The organism is Nostoc sp. NMS7 (assembly GCF_017115085.1).
In the GTDB taxonomy this organism is placed as follows: Bacteria; Cyanobacteriota; Cyanobacteriia; order Cyanobacteriales; family Nostocaceae; genus Nostoc.
This window is the reverse complement of record NZ_JABXKJ010000257.1, coordinates 1-23,288: the sequence shown is the minus strand read 5'-3', so window position 1 is coordinate 23,288 and position 23,288 is coordinate 1. Positions and strand designations below refer to the sequence as shown.

Below are 23,288 nucleotides of genomic sequence, written 5' to 3'. Positions count from 1 at the left end.
GAAGCGCAGAGGGACGCTGAGTTTTGCCAATTATTTGACGTAACCCTGAGTAACAAACCAATCTACAGCATCCTTGAGTGCCGCATTCAGCGATGATTGAGGTAGACCTAATTCTTGTACAGCTTTGGCGGCATTGTAATACATAGGTTGTTTTGCCATCCGAACGCCATCTAATGGCACTGAGGGCAATTTTCCCAGGGGTGCGAGAATCTTTTCATCAACCCAGGCAACACTAAGGGGCAACCAAGCGGGTACAGTTCCTTGAGGTGCTGAGAGACCTGTGATATCGGCGAGTTCTTCGAGTAGTTGCTTGAGAGTCAGGTTTTGGTGTCCTAAGATATAGCGATCGCCTGATTTACCCCGTTGCAAAGCCAGTAAATGCCCCCATGCTACATCCCGCACATCGATAAAATTTAGACCAGTATCTAAGTAAAAGGGCATTTGCCGTCGTAAAAACCGTAAGATTATATCACCTGTCGGGGTTGGTTTGATATCCAACGAGCCAATCGGGCTGCTGGGATTGACAATAACTACTTCCTGACCTGTAGCAACGGCTTGCATGGCTTCTTGTTCAGCCAGAAACTTAGACTTTTTGTAGTCACCCACCAACTTTTCTAAGGGACTCTGATGTGTTTCATCGACGACTTGACCAGATGATCCTACCCCAATTGCCGCCACTGAACTGGTGTAGACGGTGCGCTCAATGTTAGCCCGGCGAGCTGCTGCCAATACATTGCGCGTACCCAGGACATTGTGACGCTGAAGTAATTCTCGGTCTGTTTGCCACAGGGAATAATGGGCTGCTACATGAAATAGGTATTGACAACCAAGCATCTGTTCCCAGAGATTTGGTGAATTTAAATCACCTTTGACAATTTCTACCTCCAAACCGCGAAGATTCTCCAAATTGCTGCTTGAGCGTACCAGTGCTTTGACTGTGTAACCCTGTTGCAGCAACAAGCGGATTAAATGGGCACCAATAAAACCTGTACCCCCGGTGACAAAAACTTGCATCAAGCTGTCCCTCTCTTCTGAAATCGGGGAAACCAATCATCCAAAATGGTGTATACTACTGGCACGACAATTAAACTCAGGATAGTTGAAGTTACTAGTCCACCAGCGATCGCTATAGCCATAGGCGATCGCAATTCCGAACCAGCACCCAAACCCAATGCGATCGGTAGCATCCCTAAGATATTAGAGGCAGTAGTCATTATAATTGGTCTGAGGCGCACTAGTCCGGTGTTGAGGATCGCCTCGGTGCGGTCTACACCAGCATTGCGTAACTGGTTGATGAAATCCACAAGCAAGATGGCATTTTTATTTGCCAGCCCCAGCAAAAAGACGAAACCGATCAGTGAAATCATCCCAAAGTCGCTCTTGGTGATTAGTAGCGCCAACATTGCCCCCACCAGTGCCAAAGGCAAAGAGACACCAATAACCACAGGGTCTACCCAGCTTTTAAACAACAAAATTAGTACCACAACAATACACAGGGCAGATAAAGCTAGAGTAGTCCCGAAACTGCCAAACACTTCACCTTGACGAGCAGAGTCTCCCCCTAAATTTAAGGAAACATCAGAGGGTAATACCGCTTTTGCTTCAGCTACTACTTTGTCAGTGGCATCACCCAAGGACAGATTCTTACCAAGATTAGCACTGATGTAGGCCACGCGCTGATTATTCAGACGCTCGATCTGAAAAACCGTACCCTGCGGATTCGTTTCACCTGTAATTGTGACATCAGCGAATCCCGGTAGTCTCTGAATTCTTTCTTTAATCGCTTTGACTGCTTTGCTCAAAGTTTGGAGATTATTACCTTGTAATGCTAATTGCAGAGGTTTTTGACCACCAGAATCGACAAATTGAATATCTTCAACACTAGTAGTTACTCCAGAAAGAGCAGGTAATGAGGAGCGAAATTGGTCTTGTAGTTCCGCAGTTGTAATTGTTCGGTTTTCCTTTAACTTTATATATAGTGTCCCTTTGTTCGGCTCACCCTCACGAGAACCAACAGTGGTAAATACCGTTTCAACTGCTGGTGATTTTCTCACAACATCTTCTAGTTTCTTCGCAACCTCAAGAGAATCATTTAAAGGATTGGGAATAGAGAATTGGGCATTGGGCATATCGCTTCCTTGTTCCCCTTGTCCCCCTTGTCCCCCTCTACCCAAATCAGGGATACTCGGCAAAGGAGCCGTATAAGCAATATTAAATTCGCCGCGATCGAGTTTGGGAATAAATCCTTTGGGAATTAGTGGAATCAGTGCTATACCTGCGATGAAGCTGAGGACAGCTAACCCGATAACTATCTTGCGGTGATTTAAAGACCAACTCAGCAAATTTCTGTAAGATTGGGTAAACGCTACCCAGATATTTGCTTCCTGATGTGGGGAGAGCGAGGATTTAGGTTTCAGCCAGTAGATAGCCAGAACTGGAGACAAAGTTCGAGCAACTAACATAGAAGCAAGCATCGCGGCTGAAACAGTGATGCCAAAAGGCTTGAAGAACTGACCGATTACCCCACCCATCAAACCGATGGGCAAAAAAACCGCAACTGCTGTCAAGGTGGCGGCGGTAACTGTCAACCCAATCTCATTTGTAGCTAAAAGCGCGGCTTGGCGAGGAGTTTCTCCATCTTCAACGTGTCGCATGATGTTTTCTACATCCACGATCGCATCATCAACAATACTCCCAATCACCAAAGCTAAAGCCAGCAGGGTAATCGTCTCCAGGTTAAAGCCGAAAATCGCCATGACGATAAATGTCGCCAACAATGACGTCGGAATCGCCAAGGCAGAGATCAGAGTTGCCCGCCAATTCCACAAAAAAGGAAAAATTACTAATATTGACAAGACGACGGCTTCCAGCAAAGCATCGATTGTTGACTGGGTGGCGTGGCGGATATATTCTGCTTGAGTGGCAGCTAAAGTCAGCTTGACATCCTTCAGGGTAGAGCGTAGCCTTTGAACTTCTTTTTCAACTTGACTTACTACTTCTAAGGTGTTAGCATTACCGCGTTTGATTACCTGAAATGCCAGTGCATCTTGACCATTAAACCGGACTAATGTCGCCCCACCTTGGGGGATAGCCGCTACACTCGCATTCGTTGGATTTAGTGGAGGAGTGGCAGTAGCAGCGCCCAGCAGTGAGACTTTCAGGACTCCTGGGAGTTTAGCGATCGCACTGACAATCTCATTTTGCGCCAACTTCGTCAAATCTGTGAGATTCCGCGTGGGACTCTCTATGGCATAGCTAATGGCGGCTGACTCGTTTAGATTCAGGGGAATAATTTTGTCAGTCGCTCCCTGAGGCAAAGTCAACTGCTTGAGGGCAGTTTCAACTTTTTTGGTGGATGTTTCTAAATTCGTCCCAACGACAAAAGAAAGGCTAACAGCAGTTTGTCCCGGATAGGTGGATGAGCGGATATCATCCAGTCCTTCTAAGGATCGGAGGCGTTCTTCTAAGAGTTTGGTGAGCTTCGCTTCTGTATCCAGGGCAGTTGTCAAAGGGGCTGTAGCATTCACAATTACCACTGGGAAAGTAATATCTGGAAACAAGGCATACTTAAGGGAACTGAAAGCCAGAATACCAGCTACGGTTACGGCAATCCAAAAACTCACCGTCAGCCACGAAAATTTAATCGCCCATTTGGAAATATTGAAGAGTTCTCGTGCGGATTTGGAGTTATGAAGCTTTGCCATCTTGGAAAATTATCGTGTGGGTGACACAATTATTTAGTAATGCTACAGCAATCGGCTTGGGTTTGCGAGTTTTGGATATCACAAAACGACAAGATTACTTATTCTCACTCAGATATGACCCAATCTTTAATCCAAAAGGAAACTTCAAAACTGTCGAGAGGGCTAGTGCCTAATTTTTTGCCCATCAACACAATTCTGGTGCCTCAGGGAGCAGAATATAAAGCTGTCTGTCGCGCCTTTCGCGGTGTTACTGGCTCGATCCCAACGGTAGTAGCCATACCAGTTGGGATGAAGCCTTTACTCAAATATCTGCACGCATCCCCAGCAAATGCACAATTTCTCGCTCCCAAATCCAGAGTGCTGATTATGGGTATATGTGGCAGCTTGAGCGATCGCTACAAAATTGGTGATCTTGTACTGTATCAAGATTGTCTTTATCAGGGTAAGCAGCAAGAATGCGATCGCACTTTCACAGCCCAATTACACTCTTCGATATCACAAAAACTATCATTAGTCAAGGCATTGACAAGCGATCGCCTCATTTGGTCTGCTGCCGAAAAACGCCGTTTAGGTGAGACTTTAGCGGCTGATGTTGTGGATATGGAAGGATTTACCGCCTTAGAGTTTTTCAATGCAGCTGGGGTGGACGTGGCAATACTGCGAGTAGTCAGCGACGATTGTCAGCATAATATCCCCGATCTCACACCAGCAATTAACTCTGATGGCTCCCTACACCCTTTGCCTTTAGCGATCGGAATGCTTCGACAACCCCTTGCTGCTACTCGGCTGATCCGAGGTTCATTAACAGCATTAAAGGTGTTAGAGCAAGTTACAAATCTGCTCTTTTCTGGCTAGAGGCTGAAATATATTGTTGCGTCTTTACAGTAATAGGACTTACGCAAACAATAGCTGAAAAGAATGATTTTTTTCTTAAAGCCATTCGTCAACGGCATTGACGCAACGCCTCAAGGTCGTTTGACATCTGGGCTGAAGCTTTAACTTGACACCAATGGCATCTTGCCCACTCCACAAGATTTATCATATTAAGATGTGTACTTAATTTACCTGCAAAGTGCTGTATTTCGATGTATTGGCATTGCAGGTCGATGCATTGGCATTGCAGGTCGATGCATTGGCATTGCAGGTCGATGTATCGCACTCCCCACCTTCAATATACTCAGAAGGTGGGGATTTCAAAGCCTCTCGACCCTTGCCTAACGGCAGACGCCAACGGGGAGAGGTTTGGAGAGGTCTTTTGATGATAGCTAATTAGACAGATAATAGGACTTACGCACTGTACAAATTCATCGTGATGTGGATTAACAAAAATAGGTTGTTTCAGGCTTTTCTTAATTATCCTTTGGTCGTAAATAGACAATGCTGTAGGGGAAAAGCCATGCTCATACGTGTCAACTTAACGTATAACCCATGTTCCGCAAGGAACTGAAGTTCCTTGCTCATAGCAAAAGTCATCTGAAGATGACTAAATATCTCTCCAAATCCTTAGTCTACTTCAGTAGACTTTAGCTATTAGCCCTGAAATTTATTTCTGGGCGGGACTGGAAGTCAACAAGCGATTTCTAGCTTAAGTTGACACCAATGAGCCATGCTAAACCCCTACGAAAGATGTGGTTTTTCACCTGATACATATTTGGTATTTATTGTCAATGCGTAAGTCCTAAGATTAGGATATTATCACCTGTAAAACTCAGCTTAAACAAGACTGACAGCCGCTTCTAACATTTGTATTATCCCAACATCAGCATTTATTTCCACTTCCACACCGATTGGTAAAGTAAATTTATCCTTAATATGACCAATCATTGAACCATACCAAGCAGGAATACCTAAAGGAAGTATGTGATCTTGCAATACTTGGATTAAAGTAAATGATGGTTCATCCCCAAGACTACAATTAGTGCATTGCCCAAAGATAAAACCCGCAATTTGATTAAGTATTCCAGCAGTTTTTAACTGCGTCAGCATCCTATCTATACGGTAAACATCCTCGCCAATTTCTTCCACAAACAGAATGCTTTTGTTCCAGGAAGGTAGATAAGGTGAACCTACCATCGCTGATAGCACTGATAAGTTTCCACCCACAAGTTTACCCCTCGCCTTTCCCGGTGCGATTATCTCCACTCGCACTTCGCTAGGGTTGAGATTTTGCATCGTCACCGCTTCACCATTAAATAGGATGCGCTGGAAGTAATCCACTGTAAATTGATTCCAAGTAGACGTGGCAACTGGCCCATGAAAAGTAATCAAATGACTACGGGCATTAATTGCCAACAACAGCGTTGTAATATCGCTGTAGCCCATGAGAATTTTCGGATGGGAGCGGATTAGCGAGTAATTTAGTAAGGGTAAAATGCGATTACAACCCCAACCACCACGCATGGCAATAATTGCTTTTATGGAGTGATCGCTAAACATTGAGTTTAGATCATCAGCGCGATCGGCATCTTTTCCCGCTAAATAGCCGTAATGATCTAAAATATGCGCCCCCAGCTTGACTTTTAATCCTAATTGTGTAATCGATTTGTGCGCTGCTTCGATGTCTTTTGTGTCAACAATACCCGCAGGGGCGATTAATCCGACGGTATCGCCCACTTGTAGGCGGGGCGGCTTGCGGATGGTGTTTGGAGGCTTACCTTGGGCGGTAAATCCTGGTATCTGGGTGGCTAAGGTAGTTAGTCCACAGGTTCGGAGAAATTGCCGACGCTTAATAGTCATAATTCATCAGAACATCCCCGAAACTAAGACTTTCATGGTTTTGAACCACATCTGTCGTAGGGGCACAGCATTGCTGTGCCCCTACCGCGTGGTCTATTTACCTGAAAATAGCTGTAAGATTCACATTGTCACCTTAACGCGCTCATATTTTATCATGAAGATCAGAACCTTATTGAGGCATTGAGGATGATGAAGCTGAAGAGCAAACCTAAATCAGCTTTTGTTCAATTTTTTAGCGGCATGACGCTGAGTATCATAACTGTAATCGGTCTATCACCATTAGTGTTAGCAGTTCCGGCAAAAGTTTCTTTGCAACCACAAAAACTAGCACAGTCTTCAAACACAGATACACCAGAGCGATCGCAACTCCTGCAACAAGCCAATGCTTTATTTAATCAGGGAGACTTGACAGGTGCTGAGGAAAATTTACGCAAATTCATTAAAAAATCCCCAGAAGACGCTTTCGCACACTTTCAACTGGGAAACGTGCTTTTTCGGCAAAAGAAACCAGAAGAAGCAATTAGCTCTTATCGAGAAGCGATTCGCCTCCAGCCAAAATACGCTTTAGCTTACAATGCAATCGGTATTGTTTATGCTAGCCAAAGTCGCTGGCAAGAAGCTATTACTGAATATCAAAAAGCTTTAGAAATTAATCCCAATTATGGCGAAGCCCTGACTAATTTTGCACTGGGATTGTGGCAAACAAATAAACGAGACGAGGCTTTATCTTCTTTACAGAAAGCTTTAAATATTTTCAAGGCACAGAATAGAGATGAAAAAGTTAACCAAGTCGAACGAATCATGCGAGAGATCAAAACTGCTGATCAGCCTGGTGTTTCATGAAAATCATCTGATTCACAATCCACCAAACAACGAATGGGCAAACAAAGCGGCTTGAGTGCGATCGCGCAAATTCAACCGACTCAAAATATTGGTAACATAATTCTTAACGGTATTTTCTGAAAGAAACAGCGATTCGGCAATTTCCCGGTTATTCGCTCCACAAGCAATTAACCGCAATACATCTAATTCTCTGGGTGTAAGTTGCGCCAATTCTGGACGGGGTTCCACAGACGGCACAGGTGCGGCAATCGGCATGAGTGCTTTCTCAAACAATCCCGGGCCGAGTAGGGTTTGTCCCTTATAGACGGAGCGAATTGCTAACATGAGTTCATCTGGTTCGGTGTCTTTGAGCAAATAGCCCTTTGCACCCAGCCGCATCGCCTGGGAAACATACTCATCATCATCGAAGGTGGTGAGGACGAGAACCTTAATCTCAGGATAATCTTGAGCGATCGCCTTTGTTGCCGCAACTCCATCCATTACGGGCATCCTGATATCCATTAGCACAATATCGGGTTGTAGTGCGCCAATCTGTTCGAGTGCCCGTTGCCCATTCTCCGCCTCACCGATTACCTGCATTTCTGCATTCGACTCAAGCATACTCTTAAGTCCCTGGCGAATCAGATGTTGATCGTCAACTAATAAAATCCGAATCATAGTTAAAATACCAACAGCTTTGATAGTGGCAAAGAAACAGAAATACAACAACCTGTTCCCAGTTGACTGTGGAGATTCAATTGAGCGCCTAGTGCAACCGCGCGTTCTCGCATTCCTTGTAATCCAAACCCAGTTGTATTTTGAGTGGGATTAAACCCTTTTCCATTATCTTCAATTGACAGATGAATCATTCCAGCGTGAACCAGTAGTCCCACGCTGACACTCGTCGCCTGAGCATGTTTGCAAATATTTGTCAACGATTCTTGCACAATGCGGTAAAGCGCTGTGTTTACTTCTGTTGGTAAAGTCTGCGGGAGATCAATTTTACAGGACGGTTCAATACCTGTGGTTTGCTGAAAATCTGTCAGCAGCTTTTCAATCGCTGATTTGAGAGATTGCCCTTGCAAAGGATTTGAACGCAAAACAGAAAGCGATCGCCGAATTTCTAGCAGCGCCTCAGCCCCCTGTTGCTTTGCCTGTTTGAGAAATGTCAATGCTTTGTCATTATTTGATTGCCAGAACAACAGGGTGTTATTAATCTGAATGGTTTGGGCGGCGAGAGTGTGTCCCAACCCATCATGAATTTCGCGGGCAATTCGGTTGCGTTCCTGCAAGGTTGCCTGATCTTCAATCCGTAGCGCATACTGGCACAGTTGTTGATTGATCATCTCTAATTGCTGATGGGCAATTTCTAACTGCTCTCGACTTTGGCGCTCTGCAAGCAGGGCATTAATTAATAATAAAGCGAATACTAACGTTAAGCCAAACAATAAAATATTACTTAATCGCCAATCCCAGGACATGGCAATCACCTTATCTCGCATAAAATTCTCAGGTGCAATCGGTCTTGACAAAAGCACTGTTGTATAAGAAAACAGAGATAAACCCAAGACAATCAACTGTCCCGATTGCTTAAATATCAGACAACTCCGCATCACCAGTACCAGACACAGCAGGAAAACTGAGCGAGGAGATAAAATATGTTCAGTCGCTGGCAGCAAAATTAAAACGAATTCCAGGGTTGTATAAAGTAATTTTGTTTCCAGCTTCACCATTGGAAGTCTCAAGCCGATTAAGCTGAAGGTGGCGATCGCGAAAACTCGTAGCAGCAACCACCAGGACAACTGAAACGGCAGCAGAACTTCCATGAATACTGCCGTGGCTAATAACAGCCACTCTAGGTAAAGCAACAGACGGAACGATGGGTAGGTAAAGCGAACCATAGAACTGTTCCAACTCAATGGACTTTGTGGCAAAACCATAGGTATTTTCATAATTTTATCGGGAAATATTAAAGAAGTCGGAAGCGATGCCCTGAGCTACGCCGAAGGGTCGGAAGTCGGAAGTACAGTTTTGTAACGGGGATTTGGAACAAGACTTACATACTTGCGGCTTACTTGTTGCCGTTCTACTTAAACCTACCGAATTAGTTAAACAACTTCTTATATAACGAATCTGTCTCTAGTAACGATAGAGCCGTTTCGACTGATTAACTATTTCTAAGTTAGGAAAAAAGTCACAATAACTTGAGTACTTTTTTACTGGTAAGGTTAGGAATTCTAGCTCATGCACAAACCCATCCCAACTTTTAAGATTAGCTGGTGTAAGTAAATCAGCAACTTTTCAAACAGTCATAAAGCGAAATTGAGCCATCACTGTGGTATTACATACAACAAAAAAAGAGAAGCAAATGATTAAAAAACAGATAATTTTACCAATTCTACTTGCAACTATCCTCATTGGAGGAATCACAGGTTGCACCGGTTCTAAGTCTCCAGATGTGTCTCAAGGGGACGACTCTGGGACAAAGGTATCTGATACAACAAACTCTCCGGCATCGAATACGCCAGGACGCGCCGAGAAGCGTGAAGCAGTTCGCAAGCAAGTTGAGGCAGTTTTAACCCCAGATCAGGTAAAGCAATTGTCAGCGAAATTGCAACAAGGTGAAAAAATGCGTAAAGCAGTATTGAGCCTGAATCTTACGGCTGAACAAAAGACTAAAATTCAAGAGATTTTTAAGACTGCCTATCCCCACCGTTCAGGACAATCTTAAAATAATTCCTAGTAGTTTTAGCAAAACATAATTCAGGAATCAGTCGTCACACGAAAGCCATGAATTATGTACGACTGGGGGTATTCATTCCCCCAGTGATTGTATTCTATATTCTTCTTCAATAGCTAAAGTATGTTCAAGCAAAAATTGCTCATTAAGATAGAACTCGCCGTTATAGCAGCAATCCTGACAGGAAGTAGTTTCTACGCTTCCAAAGCTTTAGGAAAACCCCAAGCTGCCCCCCAAAAACTTGTGGATCAGGTGTGGCAAATCCTCGATAAAAATTATGTTGATGTCAGCTTTAACCATCAAGATTGGAACGCAATTCGCCAGCAATATATTAATCGCTCCTATAGTTCCAAGAAACAGGCTTATGGGGCGATTCAAGAAATGGTGGCTAAATTAGGCGATCGCTACACAGTGTTTTTCGACCCCGATGAATACCAAGCTCTAAATAACGACCTTTCTGGCAATCTCAGTGGTGTCGGGCTGCAACTGGGAGAGAATGAGAAAACTAAAGCCTTAACTGTTATCGCCCCCATTCAAGGAACGCCTGCTTTTAAAGCGGGTATTTTGCCCGACGATGTAATTATCCAGATTAACGGTGAAAGAACTCAGGGAATGAAAATTGAGGATGCCGTTAAGCGGATTCTCGGCCCGGTGGGAACCAAGGTAGTACTCACGATTCAACGGGGCAATAAATCGCAAATTTTCAAACTTACCCGCGCAAATATTGCGATTCATCCTGTAACTTACAATACGCGAACAACGACAGCAGGTAAGATTGGTTACATTACTTTGCCAGAGTTTACCCAAACGGCCGCCGTAGAGATGCATCGGGCAATTCAAGCATTAGAAAAACAGCAGGTGCAGGGCTACGTTTTGGATCTGCGTTCCGATCCAGGTGGACTGCTGGATGCGAGTTTGCAAATTGCCAGTATGTGGTTGAAGCAAGGGGCGATCGTCTCTTTGGTAAATCGAGACAAAGTTAAAGATAGCTACAATGCGACGGGACATCCTCTCACCGATAAACCCTTAGTCATACTGGTGGATAAAGGATCTGCTAGCGCCAGCGAAATTCTGTCGGGAGCGCTGCAAGATGACAATCGCGCCCGGTTAGTCGGGACTCGCACCTTCGGCAAAGGTTTAGTTCAATCCGTAGAACCACTGGGAGATGGTTCGGCGCTGAAACTAACGATCGCCAAATACTACACACCAAAAGGTCGAGATATCAATCATGTCGGTATTGCACCAGATATTACTGTGGAATTAACCGAGGCACAACAGAAAGCATTAGTGCAGAATCGAACCTTGGGGACATTAGCTGATCCTCAGTATGCTAGCGCCGTTGCTGACCTGAATAAATTGATTCAGTCTGAGGCTAATCATCTAAGTTTAAAGCGTGGAAAATAAGTCAGAACTTACGCAAAATTGTCTCAAAAACCTGATTTATCGTAGTGGTAATTCATGAATTACCACTACTTCAGAACTTTTTTGGGTAAGTGCTGTAAGTATAGCGATCGCAAATCAAATTGGTAGAAGCGGGAGTAAAGGATTTGGCTGTTTTTCATCAACTAAAATCCATTGGAGGTTCTGATGATCCATGAAATTTCTAACGAGAGTTTAACCGAGAAGAGTATGGAACCGAAGCTCCCGCGATCGCCAAAAAAGATTACTTGGGTAATTTTGGGCGTGATCTTGCTGGCTGGACTAGTTGTTTTTGGTATCCATGCGGGTGCAGCCAAGACAGAAAAAACGGGAAAAGCTGGCCGTAATAAGCAGCAAGTCACACCTGTAACCGTGGCAATGGTGACACAAAAAACGGTTCCGATCCAATTGCAGGCGATCGGCAATGTGCAATCGGGTTCTACGGTATCGATTACGCCCGAAGCCAGTGGACGGATCATTGGAGTTTATTTCAAGAAAGGTCAAGATGTGAAAAAGGGACAACTTTTGTTTACCCTGGATGACCGATCGCAAGCTGCTGCAATCCAGCAAGCTCAAGGAACTGTCGCTAAAGACCAAGCTTCGGTACAACAAGCAAGAGCTGCATTAACTAGAGACTTGGGTCAGGTAGACCAAGCTAGGGCGACTTTAATCAAAGACCTAGCCTTGGTGCGACAAGCCCAAGCAACTTTGGCCAAGGATCAAGCACAAGCAGATTTTGCCAAAGGACAGAGCGATCGCTATGGTGCATTGTATAAGAAGGGCGCGATTAGTTTAGATCAAGCACAGCAATACGTTTCTAACAGTAAATCAGCTACAGCAACCCTGCAAGCAGATCGAGAAGCGATCGCTAATGCTCAAGCTGTTTTGAAAAGCGATCAAGTGGCGCTGACTAATGCTCAAGCTGTTGTCAAGGGCGATCAAGCTGCGATCGCTAATGCTCAAGCTGTTGTCAGTTCCGACCAAGGAGCATTGGACAATACCAAAGTGCAATTATCTTACGCCAAAATTTATGCCCCGATTGATGGTCGCGCAGGCAATATTTTGGTGACTCAGGGCAATGTGGTGCAAGCTAACAGCACGACTCCACTTGTTACCCTCACCCAAATTCGCCCGATTCAAGTTGCTTTTTCCATTCCCGAAACAAATCTGCCCCAGGTACAAAAGTATATGCAGAATGGCAAGCTGAAGGTAGATGTGACGTTCCCGGATAATCAAGCTCATCCAATACCAGGTACTTTGTCATTTGTCAATAATACGGTTGATAACACCACGGGGACAATTCAACTGATTGGCGACTTTGACAACACGCAAGGACATTTATTTCCCGGTCAATTTGTGAATGCAACGCTGACGCTGACCGAAGAACCGAATGCAACGGTTGTTCCCTCGCAAGCCGTACAGAATGGCCCGGATGGACAGTTTGTTTTTGTAGTTAAGCCCGACATGACGGTGGAAAATGTTCCAGTTACAGTTAGCAGCAGCATTGATGGGCTAGATGTGGTTCAGAAAGGACCGCAACCAGGCGATAAAATTGTCACCGATGGTCAAGCTAATCTCGTTTCCGGTAGCAAAATCCGCATCAAAACAGCCGGCAATAACTCAAATGTAGAGAAGTCAAAAAGAAATAATTCCTCGAATTCCGGCGGAGGTGAATCATGAACCTCTCAGAGCCATTTATCCGCCGCCCGATCATGACGACTCTGGTGATGGCGGCGATTTTAATCTTCGGTTTCATGAGTTATCGTTTGCTGCCAATCAGCGATTTACCAAGTGTGGATTATCCCACAATTCAGGTAAGTGCCGCCCGACCGGGAGCCAGCCCGGAAACGATGGCAGCATCAGTTGCCCGTCCCTTAGAGAAGCAATTTTCTAGCATTGCTGGACTCGATTCGCTCAACTCAACTAGCACTTTGGGACAGACTCAAATTACGCTGCAATTTAACCTGAGTCGGAATATTGATGACGCGGCGCAGGATGTGCAAGCAGCAATATCGGGAGCATCGGGGCAAATTGCGACGGATTTACCCAATCCTCCCACTTACAGCAAGGTTAACCCCGCCGATCAACCGATTCTCTACCTTTATCTGGATTCTCCGACTCTGCCCCTTTCTCAGGTAGACAATTATGCTGAGACTTATTTGGCGCAAAAGCTATCTACAATCAATGGAGTAGCACAAGTAGCTGTCTACGGTTCCCAAAAGTATGCGGCTCGAATTCAACTTGATCCGCAGCAATTGGCAACGCGGCAAATCGGGCTAGATCAGGTGGCGACGGCGATTCAACAGGGTAACGTCGATTTACCTACCGGCAGTCTTTCGGGAAATCACAAGAATTTTACAGTCCAAACTAACGGGCAACTCCAGGATGCGGCTGCTTATCGTCAGTTGATTGTGTCTTACAAAGATGGAATGCCCATCTATCTGAATCAACTGGGGCGGATTATTGACAGTGTAGAAAATGACAAGTTAGCCAGCTGGTACAACAACACTCGCGCGATTATTCTCACGATTCAAAGACAGCCCGGAACCAATACGGTGCAAGTCGTAGACACGATTAAAAAATTGCTCCCGAATTTGCGACAGCAGATTCCGGCATCCGTGGAAATTGGGATTCTCTATGATGCGTCTCAGTCAATTCGAGACTCAGTAGATGATGTCAGATTTACGTTGATTCTGACGATCGCTCTAGTTATCTTAGTAATCTTCCTCTTTTTGCGGAACCTCTCGGCGACGGTGATTCCCAGTTTGGCGTTACCCGTTTCGCTGATTGGTACCTTTGCTGTAATGTATTTGCTGCAATACTCACTAGATAACCTGTCGCTGATGGCGTTGACCCTTTCCGTGGGCTTTGTCGTGGATGATGCGATCGTTATGCTGGAAAATATCGTCCGTCACATGGAAATGGGGGAACGTCCACTAGAAGCGGCGTTAAATGGGTCGAGAGAAATTGGTTTCACCATCCTATCAATGACCCTTTCCTTAGTTGCAGTCTTCATCCCGATGTTGTTCATGAGTGGAGTCCTGGGACGATTATTTCATGAATTTGCGGTGACGATCGCAGTGGCAATTCTCGTATCTGGTTTTGTGTCTTTGAGTCTGACTCCGATGTTGTGCAGTCGTTTTCTGCGTCCGGTGGATCATGCCCATCAAAGTCGGTTATATCAAGCTTCCGAATATGTCTTCGATCGCTTCCTGGCTTTGTACGATTGGAGTCTCAAAAAAGTCTTAAAATATCACCGCACCACGATGATTTTATCTGGCTTTCTATTGCTGGTGACAGTTGGGCTGTTGGTGATCGTTCCCAAAGGCTTTATTCCTAGCGAAGATACCGGACAAATTACAGGCATTACCCAAGCAGCCCAGGATGCATCCTTTGATAATCTTGTGCAGCATCAGCAGACAGTTGCTAACCTGATCCGGCAAGACCCGAATGTGGATGCAGTCAACTCCAATATTGGGGCGGGAGCGAGTGGAAGCGGCGGTGGGGCAGCCGTTGCAGCCAATTCCGGTAGTTTGTTTATTCGGTTAAAACCGCGATCGCAGCGCCAACTTAGTGCCGACGAAATCGTGCAAAATTTGCGAACCAAACTCGCCACTGTTCCCGGCATCCAAGTATTCTTACAAAATCCCCCAGCGATACCGATTGGCGCTCAACAAAGCACAGGACTTTATCAATTAGCGCTCCAGAGTTCTGATGTCAAACCCTTACAGGAGTACGTTCCCCAACTTGTGATCAAGATGAAGACCTTGACAGAACTCCAGGATGTGAACAGCGATTTACAGTTTGCTTCTAAGATCCAAATTGACATCGACCGCGATAAAGCCTCAACTTATGGGATTACCGCCGATCAAATCGAAAGTACCTTGAGAAGTGCCTACGGTTCCTACCAAGTGTCAACCATCTATGCAGCGACCAATGAATATCAAGTGATTCTGGAATTAGCACCCCAGTATCAGGAAGATATCAATGCTTTGTTGACATTATACATTAACTCCAGTACTGGAGTCGCAGTACCTCTGAAGACATTCGCCAAACTATCTCAGGGAGTCAGCCCGTTAATGGTCAATCATAACGGTCGGATGAACGCCGCCACGATTTCCTTTAACCTCGCCCCAGGTGTGTCTTTGGGAAATGCTAACGAAGAGATTGAAAAACTGATTAATCAGGTGATTCCTGCCAGCATTACCACAAACTTTCAGGGTGCAAGTCAGGTATTTCAAAGTTCACTGCCGAGTTTGGGTTTATTGTTAGCGATCGCAGTCTTAGTAATTTATCTGATCCTGGGTGTTCTCTATGAGGATTTCATTCACCCGATTACAATTCTTTCCGGTTTGCCTTCAGCAGGTTTTGGGGCATTGTTAACGCTGATCATATTCCATGTCGAACTGAATGTTTACTCCTTCATCGGCATAATTCTGTTGGTGGGCATCGTCAAGAAAAACGGGATTATGATGGTGGATTTTGCCATTGAAGCCCAGCGAAATGAAGGGAAAAAACCCTCTGAGGCGATTTATCAAGCTTGCTTAGTGCGCTTCCGTCCGATTATGATGACGACGATGGCAGCCCTAATGGGAACTTTACCGATCGCGATCGGATTTGGGGCTGGTTCGGAATCCCGCCGTCCTCTGGGGATTGCAGTTGTGGGCGGACTGGTGTTTTCTCAGATATTGACCCTGTATTTAACTCCCGTGTTCTTTATATATATGGAATCATGGCGGAAAAAGCTCAGTCAAGTTAAGTTCCGTCGAGTATTTTCATTTTCAGGCGGGCGATCGTGATATTCAACAAGCAACATCAGTCTACAACTGACTCAGTTAGAGAATCTATCGCAATCCTAAATGAGTTGTAAAAATTAATTATTTTTTAAACGTAGACGCGGAGCGGCTTGCCGCAGGCTACCGCAGAGACGCAGAGAAGCCAGTGCGTTGCGGGGGTTCCCCCCGTTGTAGCACCTGGCGCGACACAGAGAGTTAAGAAATTTAAATGTAGTTACGCTTTCAACTAACGCACCCTCAACAATTTAAGGTGCGTTAGCCTACGGCATAACACACCCTATTTCTGATTTTCTCAATTACGAATTACGAATTAAACACTTATGTCAGATATTAAAGATGCATTAGACCGAATTCATTACTGGTTCAAAAAAAATCATCCAGCAAAGATTGCATCATTGGCATCAGGTTTAAGTGCATCAGAAATAGATAATGTCTTGAGTAGTCTATCTTTTAAAGTATCCAAAGAAGTTACGGAAATTTATGAATGGTCAAACGGATACTCAAAATATGGCTGTGCAGATGATTGGATATTTTCTTATATGTTTCTTTTAAGTTTAGAGTCAGCAGCAAAAGAGGCTCAAACTTGGGTAGAAGAACATGAAGAAATAGCTGTGATGTATAAGTATGCAGGTAAACCTATCTTCCCAATCTGTATGTCGGATATCGAGTTTTTAGCAGTTGTCGCAACGAATGATGAACAAACAACTTCTCCTGTAATTCATATCTCTGAAATTGCCGAAATTTCACTGCGATACACAAATTTAACAGCTATGATGTTGACTCTGGCAGAATCTTACGAGACTGGGGGATTGTTCATCGATCGTAAAGGTTATATAGAGAAAGATGAGAAAAAGTATGCTGCTGCATATCGAAAATACAACTCAGGAATTACAGACTTAGCTCTCGAAAGATTTCTGAAAACATTTCCTGAAGATTCCTCTTGGCAAACCGTACAACTACTTCATAACGACCTATATATGAGCAATACCTATCAAATAGAAATTCCACCAAGTAATCTGAAAACTAAAGTAGTTAATACTCTTGTTAATCTGCTGCAAGATGAAAAATATGATTCCGGCTTTTCTGTAGTATTAGTACTCGAAGAACTTCGAGCAGTAGATGCATTAATTCAAGGACTTCAACACCCTAGCAAATGGGTTCGGAGTCGGGCAGCGTTTGCTTTAGGAAAAATTAAAGCATTTGAGGCTGTGGAGTTTGTATCACAGCTTTTAGAAGATCCAGATCCAGTTGTTCAAGAAGCAGTTAAGGAGGCGTTACAGATGTTTAAAAATCAGAGATAAAGCCGTTGCATCTTTGACTTTGACAAAGAATTAAGCCTTAACCCAAGCGTATTGCTATTTAGCGATCGCATCCCCACCACATTTCTGGGAGAACAAAACCCATGAACCTTTCAGAACTCTTCATCCGTCGTCCAGTCATGACCACCTTGGTAATGATGGGTATCCTCATCTTCGGTCTGATGAGTTATGTATTATTACCCATCAGTGCGCTGCCCAACGTTGAATATCCTTTTATTTCTGTCTCTGCTAGTCTCCCTGGTGCCACACCCGAAACAATGGCATCTTCGGTCGCCGCACCCCTAGAAAGACAGTTTACTGAAATTGCCGGACTCAATTCATTCAATTCCACCAGTTCAACTGGTAGCACCAATATCTCCCTACAATTTGACTTTAGCCGCAGAGTGGAGGATGCCGCCAAAGATGTGCAGGGGGCTATCTCAGCCGCCGCCGGACAACTGCCCGCCGGAATGCCTCACCCGCCCACCTACCGCAAAGTTAACCCGTCTGTCTCACCAGTTCTCTACCTCTATATGTATTCTGAGACACAGCCAATCTCGACAGTAGATGAATACGCAGAGGTAACAGTTGGTCAGCCAATCTCGATGATTGATGGTGTTGCTCAGGTACAGGTCTATGGTCAACAGCAATATGCAGTCCGCGTCCAGCTTGATCCGCGAGAGTTGGCATCGAGGGGAATTGGTCTAACTCAGGTGAAAACTGCAATTCAACAGGGAAATGTTGATTTGCCAACCGGCAGTCTCTCTGACGCTTACAAAAATTATACGATTCAGGCGAATGGTCAACTCACCGACGCTGCCGGCTATCGCCAGCTAATTGTAACTTACGCCAATGGTGCGCCCGTGCGCCTCCAGGATTTGGGGGACGTAATTGACAGTGAACAAAACGTCAAAGTCTCGAATTTGTATAGCGATCGCAAGGTGACAAACCGCCATTCTGTTGTTCTCGCTGTGCAGCCGCAACCGGGTGCCAACACTGTAAATATCGTTGATGCCATCAATGAACTTTTACCTACGCTCCGCGAACAAGTTCCCAAATCCATTGAGATGGGGATTATGTACGATCGCTCCCAAACCATCCGCGCCTCTGTCAACGATGTAAAGTTTACCTTGGTTCTCTCGATTTGTCTAGTTGTCTTGGTGATTTTCTTATTCTTGCGTGATGTCACTGCGACGCTGATTCCCAGTTTGGCGCTACCTGTAGCGATCATTGGCACTTTTGCCGTGATGTATTTGTCGGGCTTCTCCCTAGACAACATCTCACTCATGGCGTTGACCCTCTCCGTGGGCTTTGTCGTGGATGATGCGATCGTGGTATTGGAAAATGTCGTCCGTTATCGGGAAATGGGGGAATCTCCCCTAGACGCAGCATTGAAGGGATCAAAAGAAATCAGTTTCACCATTTTGTCAATGACCCTCTCCCTAGTGGCGGTGTTCATCCCGATCATGTTTATGAGTGGAATAATCGGTAAATTATTTCATGAATTTGCCGTAACGATCGCAGTGGCAATTTTGGTTTCGGGTTTTGTTTCCCTCAGTCTCACCCCCATGTTATGCAGTCGCTTCTTAACTTCATCCCATCAGCAAAGACCAAATCGGCTCTATCAAGTCTTAGAAGGGGGATTTGATTTCCTACTGCGGGGATATGATTGGACGCTCAAGCCTGTTTTAAAATTCCGCCTGATGACGCTGATTGGTTCTGGTATTCTGCTGCTAATGACCATCTATCTGTTCGTCATCGTTCCCAAAGGCTTTATTCCTACGGAAGACACCGGACAACTGATGGCGAACACGAAAGCCGCGCAAGATATTTCTTTTGATGATATGCGGCATCACCAGCAAACGGTTGTTGATATCATTCGTAAAGACCCGAATATTGAAGCAGTTGACTCGATTGTGGGTGCAAGTGGCCCGAACGGTTCAGTCAACGGCGGACGAATTACGATTCGGCTAAAACCACGTGATCAACGTCAACTCAGTGCTGACCAAATCATTCAAGAGCTAACCCCCAAGTTGAGACGTACAACTGGGATTAAAACATTCCTCCGCTCTCCGCCAGCTATTCCCATCGGTGGGCAACAAACTAATTCTACTTATCAGTTCACGTTGCAGAGTTTAAATTTGCAAGACCTGCGCCAATACGTTCCTAAACTTGTAGAAAAAGTCAAAACCCTACCAGGACTCCGGGACGTTGACAGCGATTTACAACTCAGCACTCCCCAAATCCAAGTCCAATTTGACCACAACAAAGCCGCAACTCTGGGGATTACCGCCCAACAAGTTGAACAAACCCTCAGCGCCGCTTATGGTTCTAGCCAGGTTTCTACTATCTATACCCCAAATGACCAATTTTATGTAATCTTAGAAGTGAAACCGGAGTTTCAGCGAGATCCCAGCGCCCTATCGCTACTATATGTGCAATCGAGTACTGGAAAACTGGTTCCTTTGAGTGCGATCGCTAATATCTCCCAGAATGTCGGACCACTTACCGTTGCTCACGTTGCTCAACTCCCCTCTTCGACTATCTCTTTTGACACCCTCCCAGGAACGTCTCTAAGTCAGGCTACAGATGCCATCAAGCAAGCAGCCAGTGAGATACTACCCTCAACAATTACCACCAGTTTTCAGGGTTCAGCCCAGACTTTTCAACAGTCTTTCAACGATTTAGGGGCGCTGTTGTTGGTGTCTATTGTAGTAATTTATCTGATTCTCGGTATCCTTTATGAGGATTTCATTCACCCGATCACCATTCTTTCTGGTTTACCTTCGGCGGGTTTTGGCGCATTACTAACGCTGCTGATTTTCCAGGTTGATTTAAATCTTTACTCTTTTATCGGCATCATTCTGCTAGTGGGCATTGTCAAGAAAAACGGTATTATGCTGGTGGACTTTGCCATTGAAGCACAGCGAAAGGAAGGAAAAAATTCCTTTGATGCCATTTATGCCGCTTGCTTAACTCGTTTCCGCCCAATTATGATGACGACGATGGCAGCTTTAATTGGGACATTGCCCATCGCTTTGGGGACGGGAGTAGGTTCAGAAGCGCGTCGTCCTTTGGGGATTGCGATCGTTGGGGGATTGTTGTTTTCTCAGATATTGACTCTCTATCTAACTCCAGTGTTTTACATTTACATGGAGGGATTGCGGAAAAACCTTGGCCAACCTAAGTTTAAGTTTTCCCGCTTTTTCTTCAAAAAACCCAAGGTTCGCGGAGAATACTGATTTTCAAAATCGCTTACAACCTACTTCAATAATGGAGGTTTTATATAAGGAGAAATTATGAGCAACGAAAATATTCGAGTAGGTATTATCGGCGCAGGTGGCTGGGCAAAATACGGGCACATCCCCGCATTGCAATACCTAGAGGACTTTGAGATAATTGCGGTATCGAGCCGCAAGAAAGAAACCGCCGAAGAGTACGCGGCAAAGTTCAATATTTTGCATGCTTTCGGTGACGAGCAAGCGCTTATTAATCACCCTGACGTAGATATTGTTGTGATCTTAGCGCCAGCCCCGGAACATGCCCGGCATGCCAAAGCCGCGATCGCCGCAGGAAAAGACGTCTACAGTGAGTGGCCACTCACGACCAAGACCTCCGAATCGGAAGAGCTTCTGTCCTTGGCCGAGGCAAAGGGAGTCAGGCATATCGTCGGCCCGAAGCATGGGACCGAGCGCTCGCTACACGCGAGACCTCGTGAAGCAGGGATACGTGGGGAAGATTCGATCTGCTCGCATGACGGTGAGCGTGGATGCTTTCGTGCCCACCATATCGGGCAAACACGCGTGGGCAATTCCTGCCGCCAACTTTTCTCACGTCCTTTCCATTTACGGGGGTCACTTTATGGATGTGCTGTTTCGCTCCGTCGGGTTCCCGAAAAAGCTGACTGCGGTTGTCGAGAATCATTTCCCATTCTTCATCGTTGAGGAGACCGGCGAGAAAGTTCCGACCACCAATCCGAACGAGGTGATGGTCATTGGCACCCTGGAAGACGGAGGGCTGTTTGCAGTGCAAATCGAAGGTGCCCAACGACATCGGACTGGTCTCCAAATCGACATTACGGGAACCGAAGGAGTGTTGAAAATTACCAACCAGCTTGCCTTTGAAAACAAGGAGGACAACTCCATCGAAGGAGTGAACGGCGATGGGTCGTCCCTATCCCCGCTTCCGGTGCCTGCTGAATACCGATCACTTGCGAACTTCCACCTGGACGCAAGACCGGAATCAAGCAAGTTTCTAGCCAGGTCTCAAACACGGTACGGTTACATGCCCCCTCGATTGTAAATGGTGCAATCAGTTGCCCGTCTCGATATCCAGCAATCATATTAATGCGACCCTGCCGCCGACCGGATTTGAGGTCATAGAAGCGCTCCCCAACATGGGAGTAGCCATAGCCGTAGTTATCGCGTTCATCCATTCCAGACTCATCAACATATACCAGATGAGGCGCTTTTGGGTTATCTACCTGTGCTAAGAAGGCCGCCCGTTTAGCTTCATCTGGTTGACTATACCCATATGTTTTTTTTACGCGTATGTCCTATCTTTCGTAATGCCCTCGAAATCGTGCGTTGGCTAATCTCTCCATCCCATAGCTGTGCCATTTCGCTTTGGGTTTTATCCCCATGCTCTTTGACAAAGCTGCGAAACTTTTCCCAATCCCTGATTTTGCCGTTCTGCTGCGATACTGTCCTCGGTTTTGGTTTGACATTACCCGTTTCGGCTTTGCGCTGGAACCACAAGTTAATCGTGTTGCGACTGATATTGAAGAGTTGGCTCGCCTCACACTTCTTGAGACCGTCCAACTCAATCGCTTGCATGACTTTTTGCCGGAAATCATTACTGTAAGCTTTAGCCATTGAAATCAGGTAGACGCAATGCTAACTCTTATAGTCTACGTCCTAATCTTGATGGCTATAGCTATAGCTACCGGAAGTGCTGTATGTCATAGCTCATAGCTAAAAATTGGAACCCGAAGTTTCGTAAGCCTTACACCCGGATTTCTTCAAGACTGATGGAAGAGGGTTATAGAATTTTTCATTGAGATTAACGAATTAACTTCTATTGGATAGCTCTATTATTTTGTCAATTTCTTGTAGCTTACTTTGAAGAGCTTGACGAACTTCTTCAAGTTGATTGTGATGAAATTCCTCAAAATTAATAGAATGGATGGTTTTAACTGTTCTAATAATTTTTTTATTTTCGTTACTTGAAATATTGGCGGATTTATACTGGCTTAGTGTCTCTTTAACTAAAGCTTTGGTTTGGCTTAAAGAAAGCCTTTCTTGTATAACTCTTTGGGCTAACTGAACTCTAATTTTTCGAGCTTGAGCCTCATTAAGCTTAAGTTGAGTGGCAGAAAGCTTGTTCAACTCCCTCGCTTTACTGGCTTCTAGTCCTTCCTCTCGGATACCAGATTTTAAATCTGTTGATAGTTTCAGCAGAGGAAAAATATTAGTATTAATAGAAGTAGGGTTAAGTTGTAATGCTAATATAACATCGAAGATTTTCTGTTCTTCAGCACTTTTAAAGTCAACAGATTCTAACCACGGCCGTTGATTTTCCTGAGAAGCTATTCGGATCTCAGACAACTCCAAATTTTTACGATTACGCTCTAGTCGGCTCATAGCTGCGTTAAGTAGGCGTGGGATGGTATCTTTCTGTTCTGACAACTCAAGATAGTCATATATGATTTGTTGAATTCAGGACTTACGCAACTGGCACAAATAGCGGGCAGGGCGCAGCCTTGACACGCGAC

Annotated in this window: 16 protein-coding genes and 1 pseudogene; 9 read left to right on the top strand and 8 right to left on the bottom strand. The window is 45.0% G+C overall.

Going from position 1 to position 23,288, the window contains the following annotated elements; translation table 11 throughout:
• Positions 1 to 30: 30 nt before the first annotated feature.
• Together hpnA and HWQ38_RS37360 are read right to left on the bottom strand one after the other, a co-directional pair.
• Positions 31 to 1,014 (bottom strand): hopanoid-associated sugar epimerase, encoded by a 984-nt coding sequence (hpnA, locus tag HWQ38_RS37365; RefSeq protein ID WP_292804613.1) that lies wholly within the window; start codon positions 1,012 to 1,014, stop codon positions 31 to 33.
• Positions 1,014 to 3,704: an efflux RND transporter permease subunit gene (locus HWQ38_RS37360; RefSeq protein ID WP_292804610.1), complete on the bottom strand. Its 2,691-nt coding sequence runs from the start codon at positions 3,702 to 3,704 to the stop codon at positions 1,014 to 1,016. The genes hpnA and HWQ38_RS37360 overlap by 1 nt, the downstream gene beginning before the upstream one ends.
• A 114-nt stretch (positions 3,705 to 3,818) precedes the next feature.
• Between HWQ38_RS37360 and HWQ38_RS37355 the strand changes: the two genes are divergently transcribed.
• Positions 3,819 to 4,559 carry a phosphorylase gene (locus tag HWQ38_RS37355; RefSeq protein ID WP_292804607.1) on the top strand — a complete coding sequence of 247 codons (741 nt, stop codon included), beginning with the start codon at positions 3,819 to 3,821 and terminating at the stop codon, positions 4,557 to 4,559.
• An 88-nt stretch (positions 4,560 to 4,647) separates the two neighbouring features.
• Here the strand turns inward: HWQ38_RS37355 and HWQ38_RS37350 are convergent, their stop codons facing one another.
• On the bottom strand, positions 4,648 to 4,863 hold the full coding sequence (locus tag HWQ38_RS37350; protein ID WP_292804604.1) for a hypothetical protein: 216 nt from the start codon (positions 4,861 to 4,863) through the stop codon (positions 4,648 to 4,650).
• Positions 4,864 to 5,417: 554 nt separating this feature from the next.
• Complete coding sequence (locus tag HWQ38_RS37345) at positions 5,418 to 6,440, bottom strand: LD-carboxypeptidase (protein WP_292804601.1); 1,023 nt, start codon at positions 6,438 to 6,440, stop codon at positions 5,418 to 5,420.
• Between the two features lie 189 nt (positions 6,441 to 6,629).
• Here HWQ38_RS37345 and HWQ38_RS37340 point away from each other — a divergent pair, with 189 nt between their 5' ends.
• Positions 6,630 to 7,283, top strand: a complete 654-nt coding sequence (locus HWQ38_RS37340; protein ID WP_292804637.1) for a tetratricopeptide repeat protein — start codon at positions 6,630 to 6,632, stop codon at positions 7,281 to 7,283.
• A 12-nt stretch (positions 7,284 to 7,295) separates the two neighbouring features.
• On the opposite strand, the gene HWQ38_RS37335 is transcribed toward HWQ38_RS37340, so the two are convergent.
• Both HWQ38_RS37335 and HWQ38_RS37330 read right to left on the bottom strand, forming a co-directional pair.
• Complete coding sequence (locus HWQ38_RS37335) at positions 7,296 to 7,940, bottom strand: response regulator transcription factor (protein WP_292804598.1); 645 nt, start codon at positions 7,938 to 7,940, stop codon at positions 7,296 to 7,298.
• 2 nt (positions 7,941 to 7,942) lie between these two features.
• Positions 7,943 to 9,214: a sensor histidine kinase gene (locus HWQ38_RS37330; protein WP_292804595.1), complete on the bottom strand. Its 1,272-nt coding sequence runs from the start codon at positions 9,212 to 9,214 to the stop codon at positions 7,943 to 7,945.
• A gap of 416 nt (positions 9,215 to 9,630) precedes the next feature.
• Here HWQ38_RS37330 and HWQ38_RS37325 point away from each other — a divergent pair, with 416 nt between their 5' ends.
• The 7 genes from HWQ38_RS37325 (at position 9,631) to HWQ38_RS37295 (ending at position 21,459) form a co-directional block, all read left to right on the top strand.
• Positions 9,631 to 9,993, top strand: coding sequence for a hypothetical protein (locus HWQ38_RS37325; protein WP_292804593.1), 363 nt, complete (start codon positions 9,631 to 9,633; stop codon positions 9,991 to 9,993).
• Between the two features lie 132 nt (positions 9,994 to 10,125).
• Positions 10,126 to 11,406, top strand: coding sequence for a S41 family peptidase (locus tag HWQ38_RS37320; RefSeq protein WP_292804590.1), 1,281 nt, complete (start codon positions 10,126 to 10,128; stop codon positions 11,404 to 11,406).
• Between the two features lie 225 nt (positions 11,407 to 11,631).
• Complete coding sequence (locus HWQ38_RS37315; RefSeq protein WP_292804587.1) at positions 11,632 to 13,101, top strand: efflux RND transporter periplasmic adaptor subunit; 1,470 nt, start codon at positions 11,632 to 11,634, stop codon at positions 13,099 to 13,101.
• Complete coding sequence (locus tag HWQ38_RS37310; RefSeq protein ID WP_292804584.1) at positions 13,098 to 16,220, top strand: efflux RND transporter permease subunit; 3,123 nt, start codon at positions 13,098 to 13,100, stop codon at positions 16,218 to 16,220. The genes HWQ38_RS37315 and HWQ38_RS37310 overlap by 4 nt, the downstream gene beginning before the upstream one ends.
• A gap of 317 nt (positions 16,221 to 16,537) precedes the next feature.
• Positions 16,538 to 17,518 (top strand): SMI1/KNR4 family protein, encoded by a 981-nt coding sequence (locus HWQ38_RS37305; RefSeq protein ID WP_292804581.1) that lies wholly within the window; start codon positions 16,538 to 16,540, stop codon positions 17,516 to 17,518.
• Between the two features lie 101 nt (positions 17,519 to 17,619).
• Entirely contained in the window at positions 17,620 to 20,757 is a 3,138-nt protein-coding gene (locus HWQ38_RS37300) for an efflux RND transporter permease subunit (RefSeq protein ID WP_292804578.1), read from the top strand.
• 57 nt (positions 20,758 to 20,814) lie between these two features.
• Complete coding sequence (locus HWQ38_RS37295; RefSeq protein WP_292804575.1) at positions 20,815 to 21,459, top strand: Gfo/Idh/MocA family oxidoreductase; 645 nt, start codon at positions 20,815 to 20,817, stop codon at positions 21,457 to 21,459.
• A 278-nt stretch (positions 21,460 to 21,737) separates the two neighbouring features.
• On the opposite strand, the pseudogene HWQ38_RS37290 reads toward HWQ38_RS37295, so the two are convergent.
• Positions 21,738 to 22,389, bottom strand: a pseudogene (locus tag HWQ38_RS37290) (transposase); the annotation flags it as partial.
• A 195-nt stretch (positions 22,390 to 22,584) separates the two neighbouring features.
• Entirely contained in the window at positions 22,585 to 23,157 is a 573-nt protein-coding gene (locus HWQ38_RS37285) for a hypothetical protein (RefSeq protein ID WP_292804572.1), read from the bottom strand.
• Positions 23,158 to 23,288 lie beyond the last annotated feature (131 nt).

Coding starts and splice junctions, on each gene's coding strand:
- HWQ38_RS37330 (WP_292804595.1), bottom strand. CDS start 9,214: ATGAAAATACCTATGGTTTTGCCACAAAGTCCATTGAGTTGGAACAGT.
- HWQ38_RS37345 (WP_292804601.1), bottom strand. CDS start 6,440: ATGACTATTAAGCGTCGGCAATTTCTCCGAACCTGTGGACTAACTACC.
- HWQ38_RS37305 (WP_292804581.1), top strand. CDS start 16,538: ATGTCAGATATTAAAGATGCATTAGACCGAATTCATTACTGGTTCAAA.
- HWQ38_RS37355 (WP_292804607.1), top strand. CDS start 3,819: ATGACCCAATCTTTAATCCAAAAGGAAACTTCAAAACTGTCGAGAGGG.
- HWQ38_RS37295 (WP_292804575.1), top strand. CDS start 20,815: ATGAGCAACGAAAATATTCGAGTAGGTATTATCGGCGCAGGTGGCTGG.
- HWQ38_RS37310 (WP_292804584.1), top strand. CDS start 13,098: ATGAACCTCTCAGAGCCATTTATCCGCCGCCCGATCATGACGACTCTG.
- HWQ38_RS37285 (WP_292804572.1), bottom strand. CDS start 23,157: ATGAGCCGACTAGAGCGTAATCGTAAAAATTTGGAGTTGTCTGAGATC.
- HWQ38_RS37300 (WP_292804578.1), top strand. CDS start 17,620: ATGAACCTTTCAGAACTCTTCATCCGTCGTCCAGTCATGACCACCTTG.
- hpnA (WP_292804613.1), bottom strand. CDS start 1,014: ATGCAAGTTTTTGTCACCGGGGGTACAGGTTTTATTGGTGCCCATTTA.
- HWQ38_RS37360 (WP_292804610.1), bottom strand. CDS start 3,704: ATGGCAAAGCTTCATAACTCCAAATCCGCACGAGAACTCTTCAATATT.
- HWQ38_RS37335 (WP_292804598.1), bottom strand. CDS start 7,940: ATGATTCGGATTTTATTAGTTGACGATCAACATCTGATTCGCCAGGGA.
- HWQ38_RS37340 (WP_292804637.1), top strand. CDS start 6,630: ATGAAGCTGAAGAGCAAACCTAAATCAGCTTTTGTTCAATTTTTTAGC.
- HWQ38_RS37315 (WP_292804587.1), top strand. CDS start 11,632: ATGGAACCGAAGCTCCCGCGATCGCCAAAAAAGATTACTTGGGTAATT.
- HWQ38_RS37325 (WP_292804593.1), top strand. CDS start 9,631: ATGATTAAAAAACAGATAATTTTACCAATTCTACTTGCAACTATCCTC.
- HWQ38_RS37320 (WP_292804590.1), top strand. CDS start 10,126: ATGTTCAAGCAAAAATTGCTCATTAAGATAGAACTCGCCGTTATAGCA.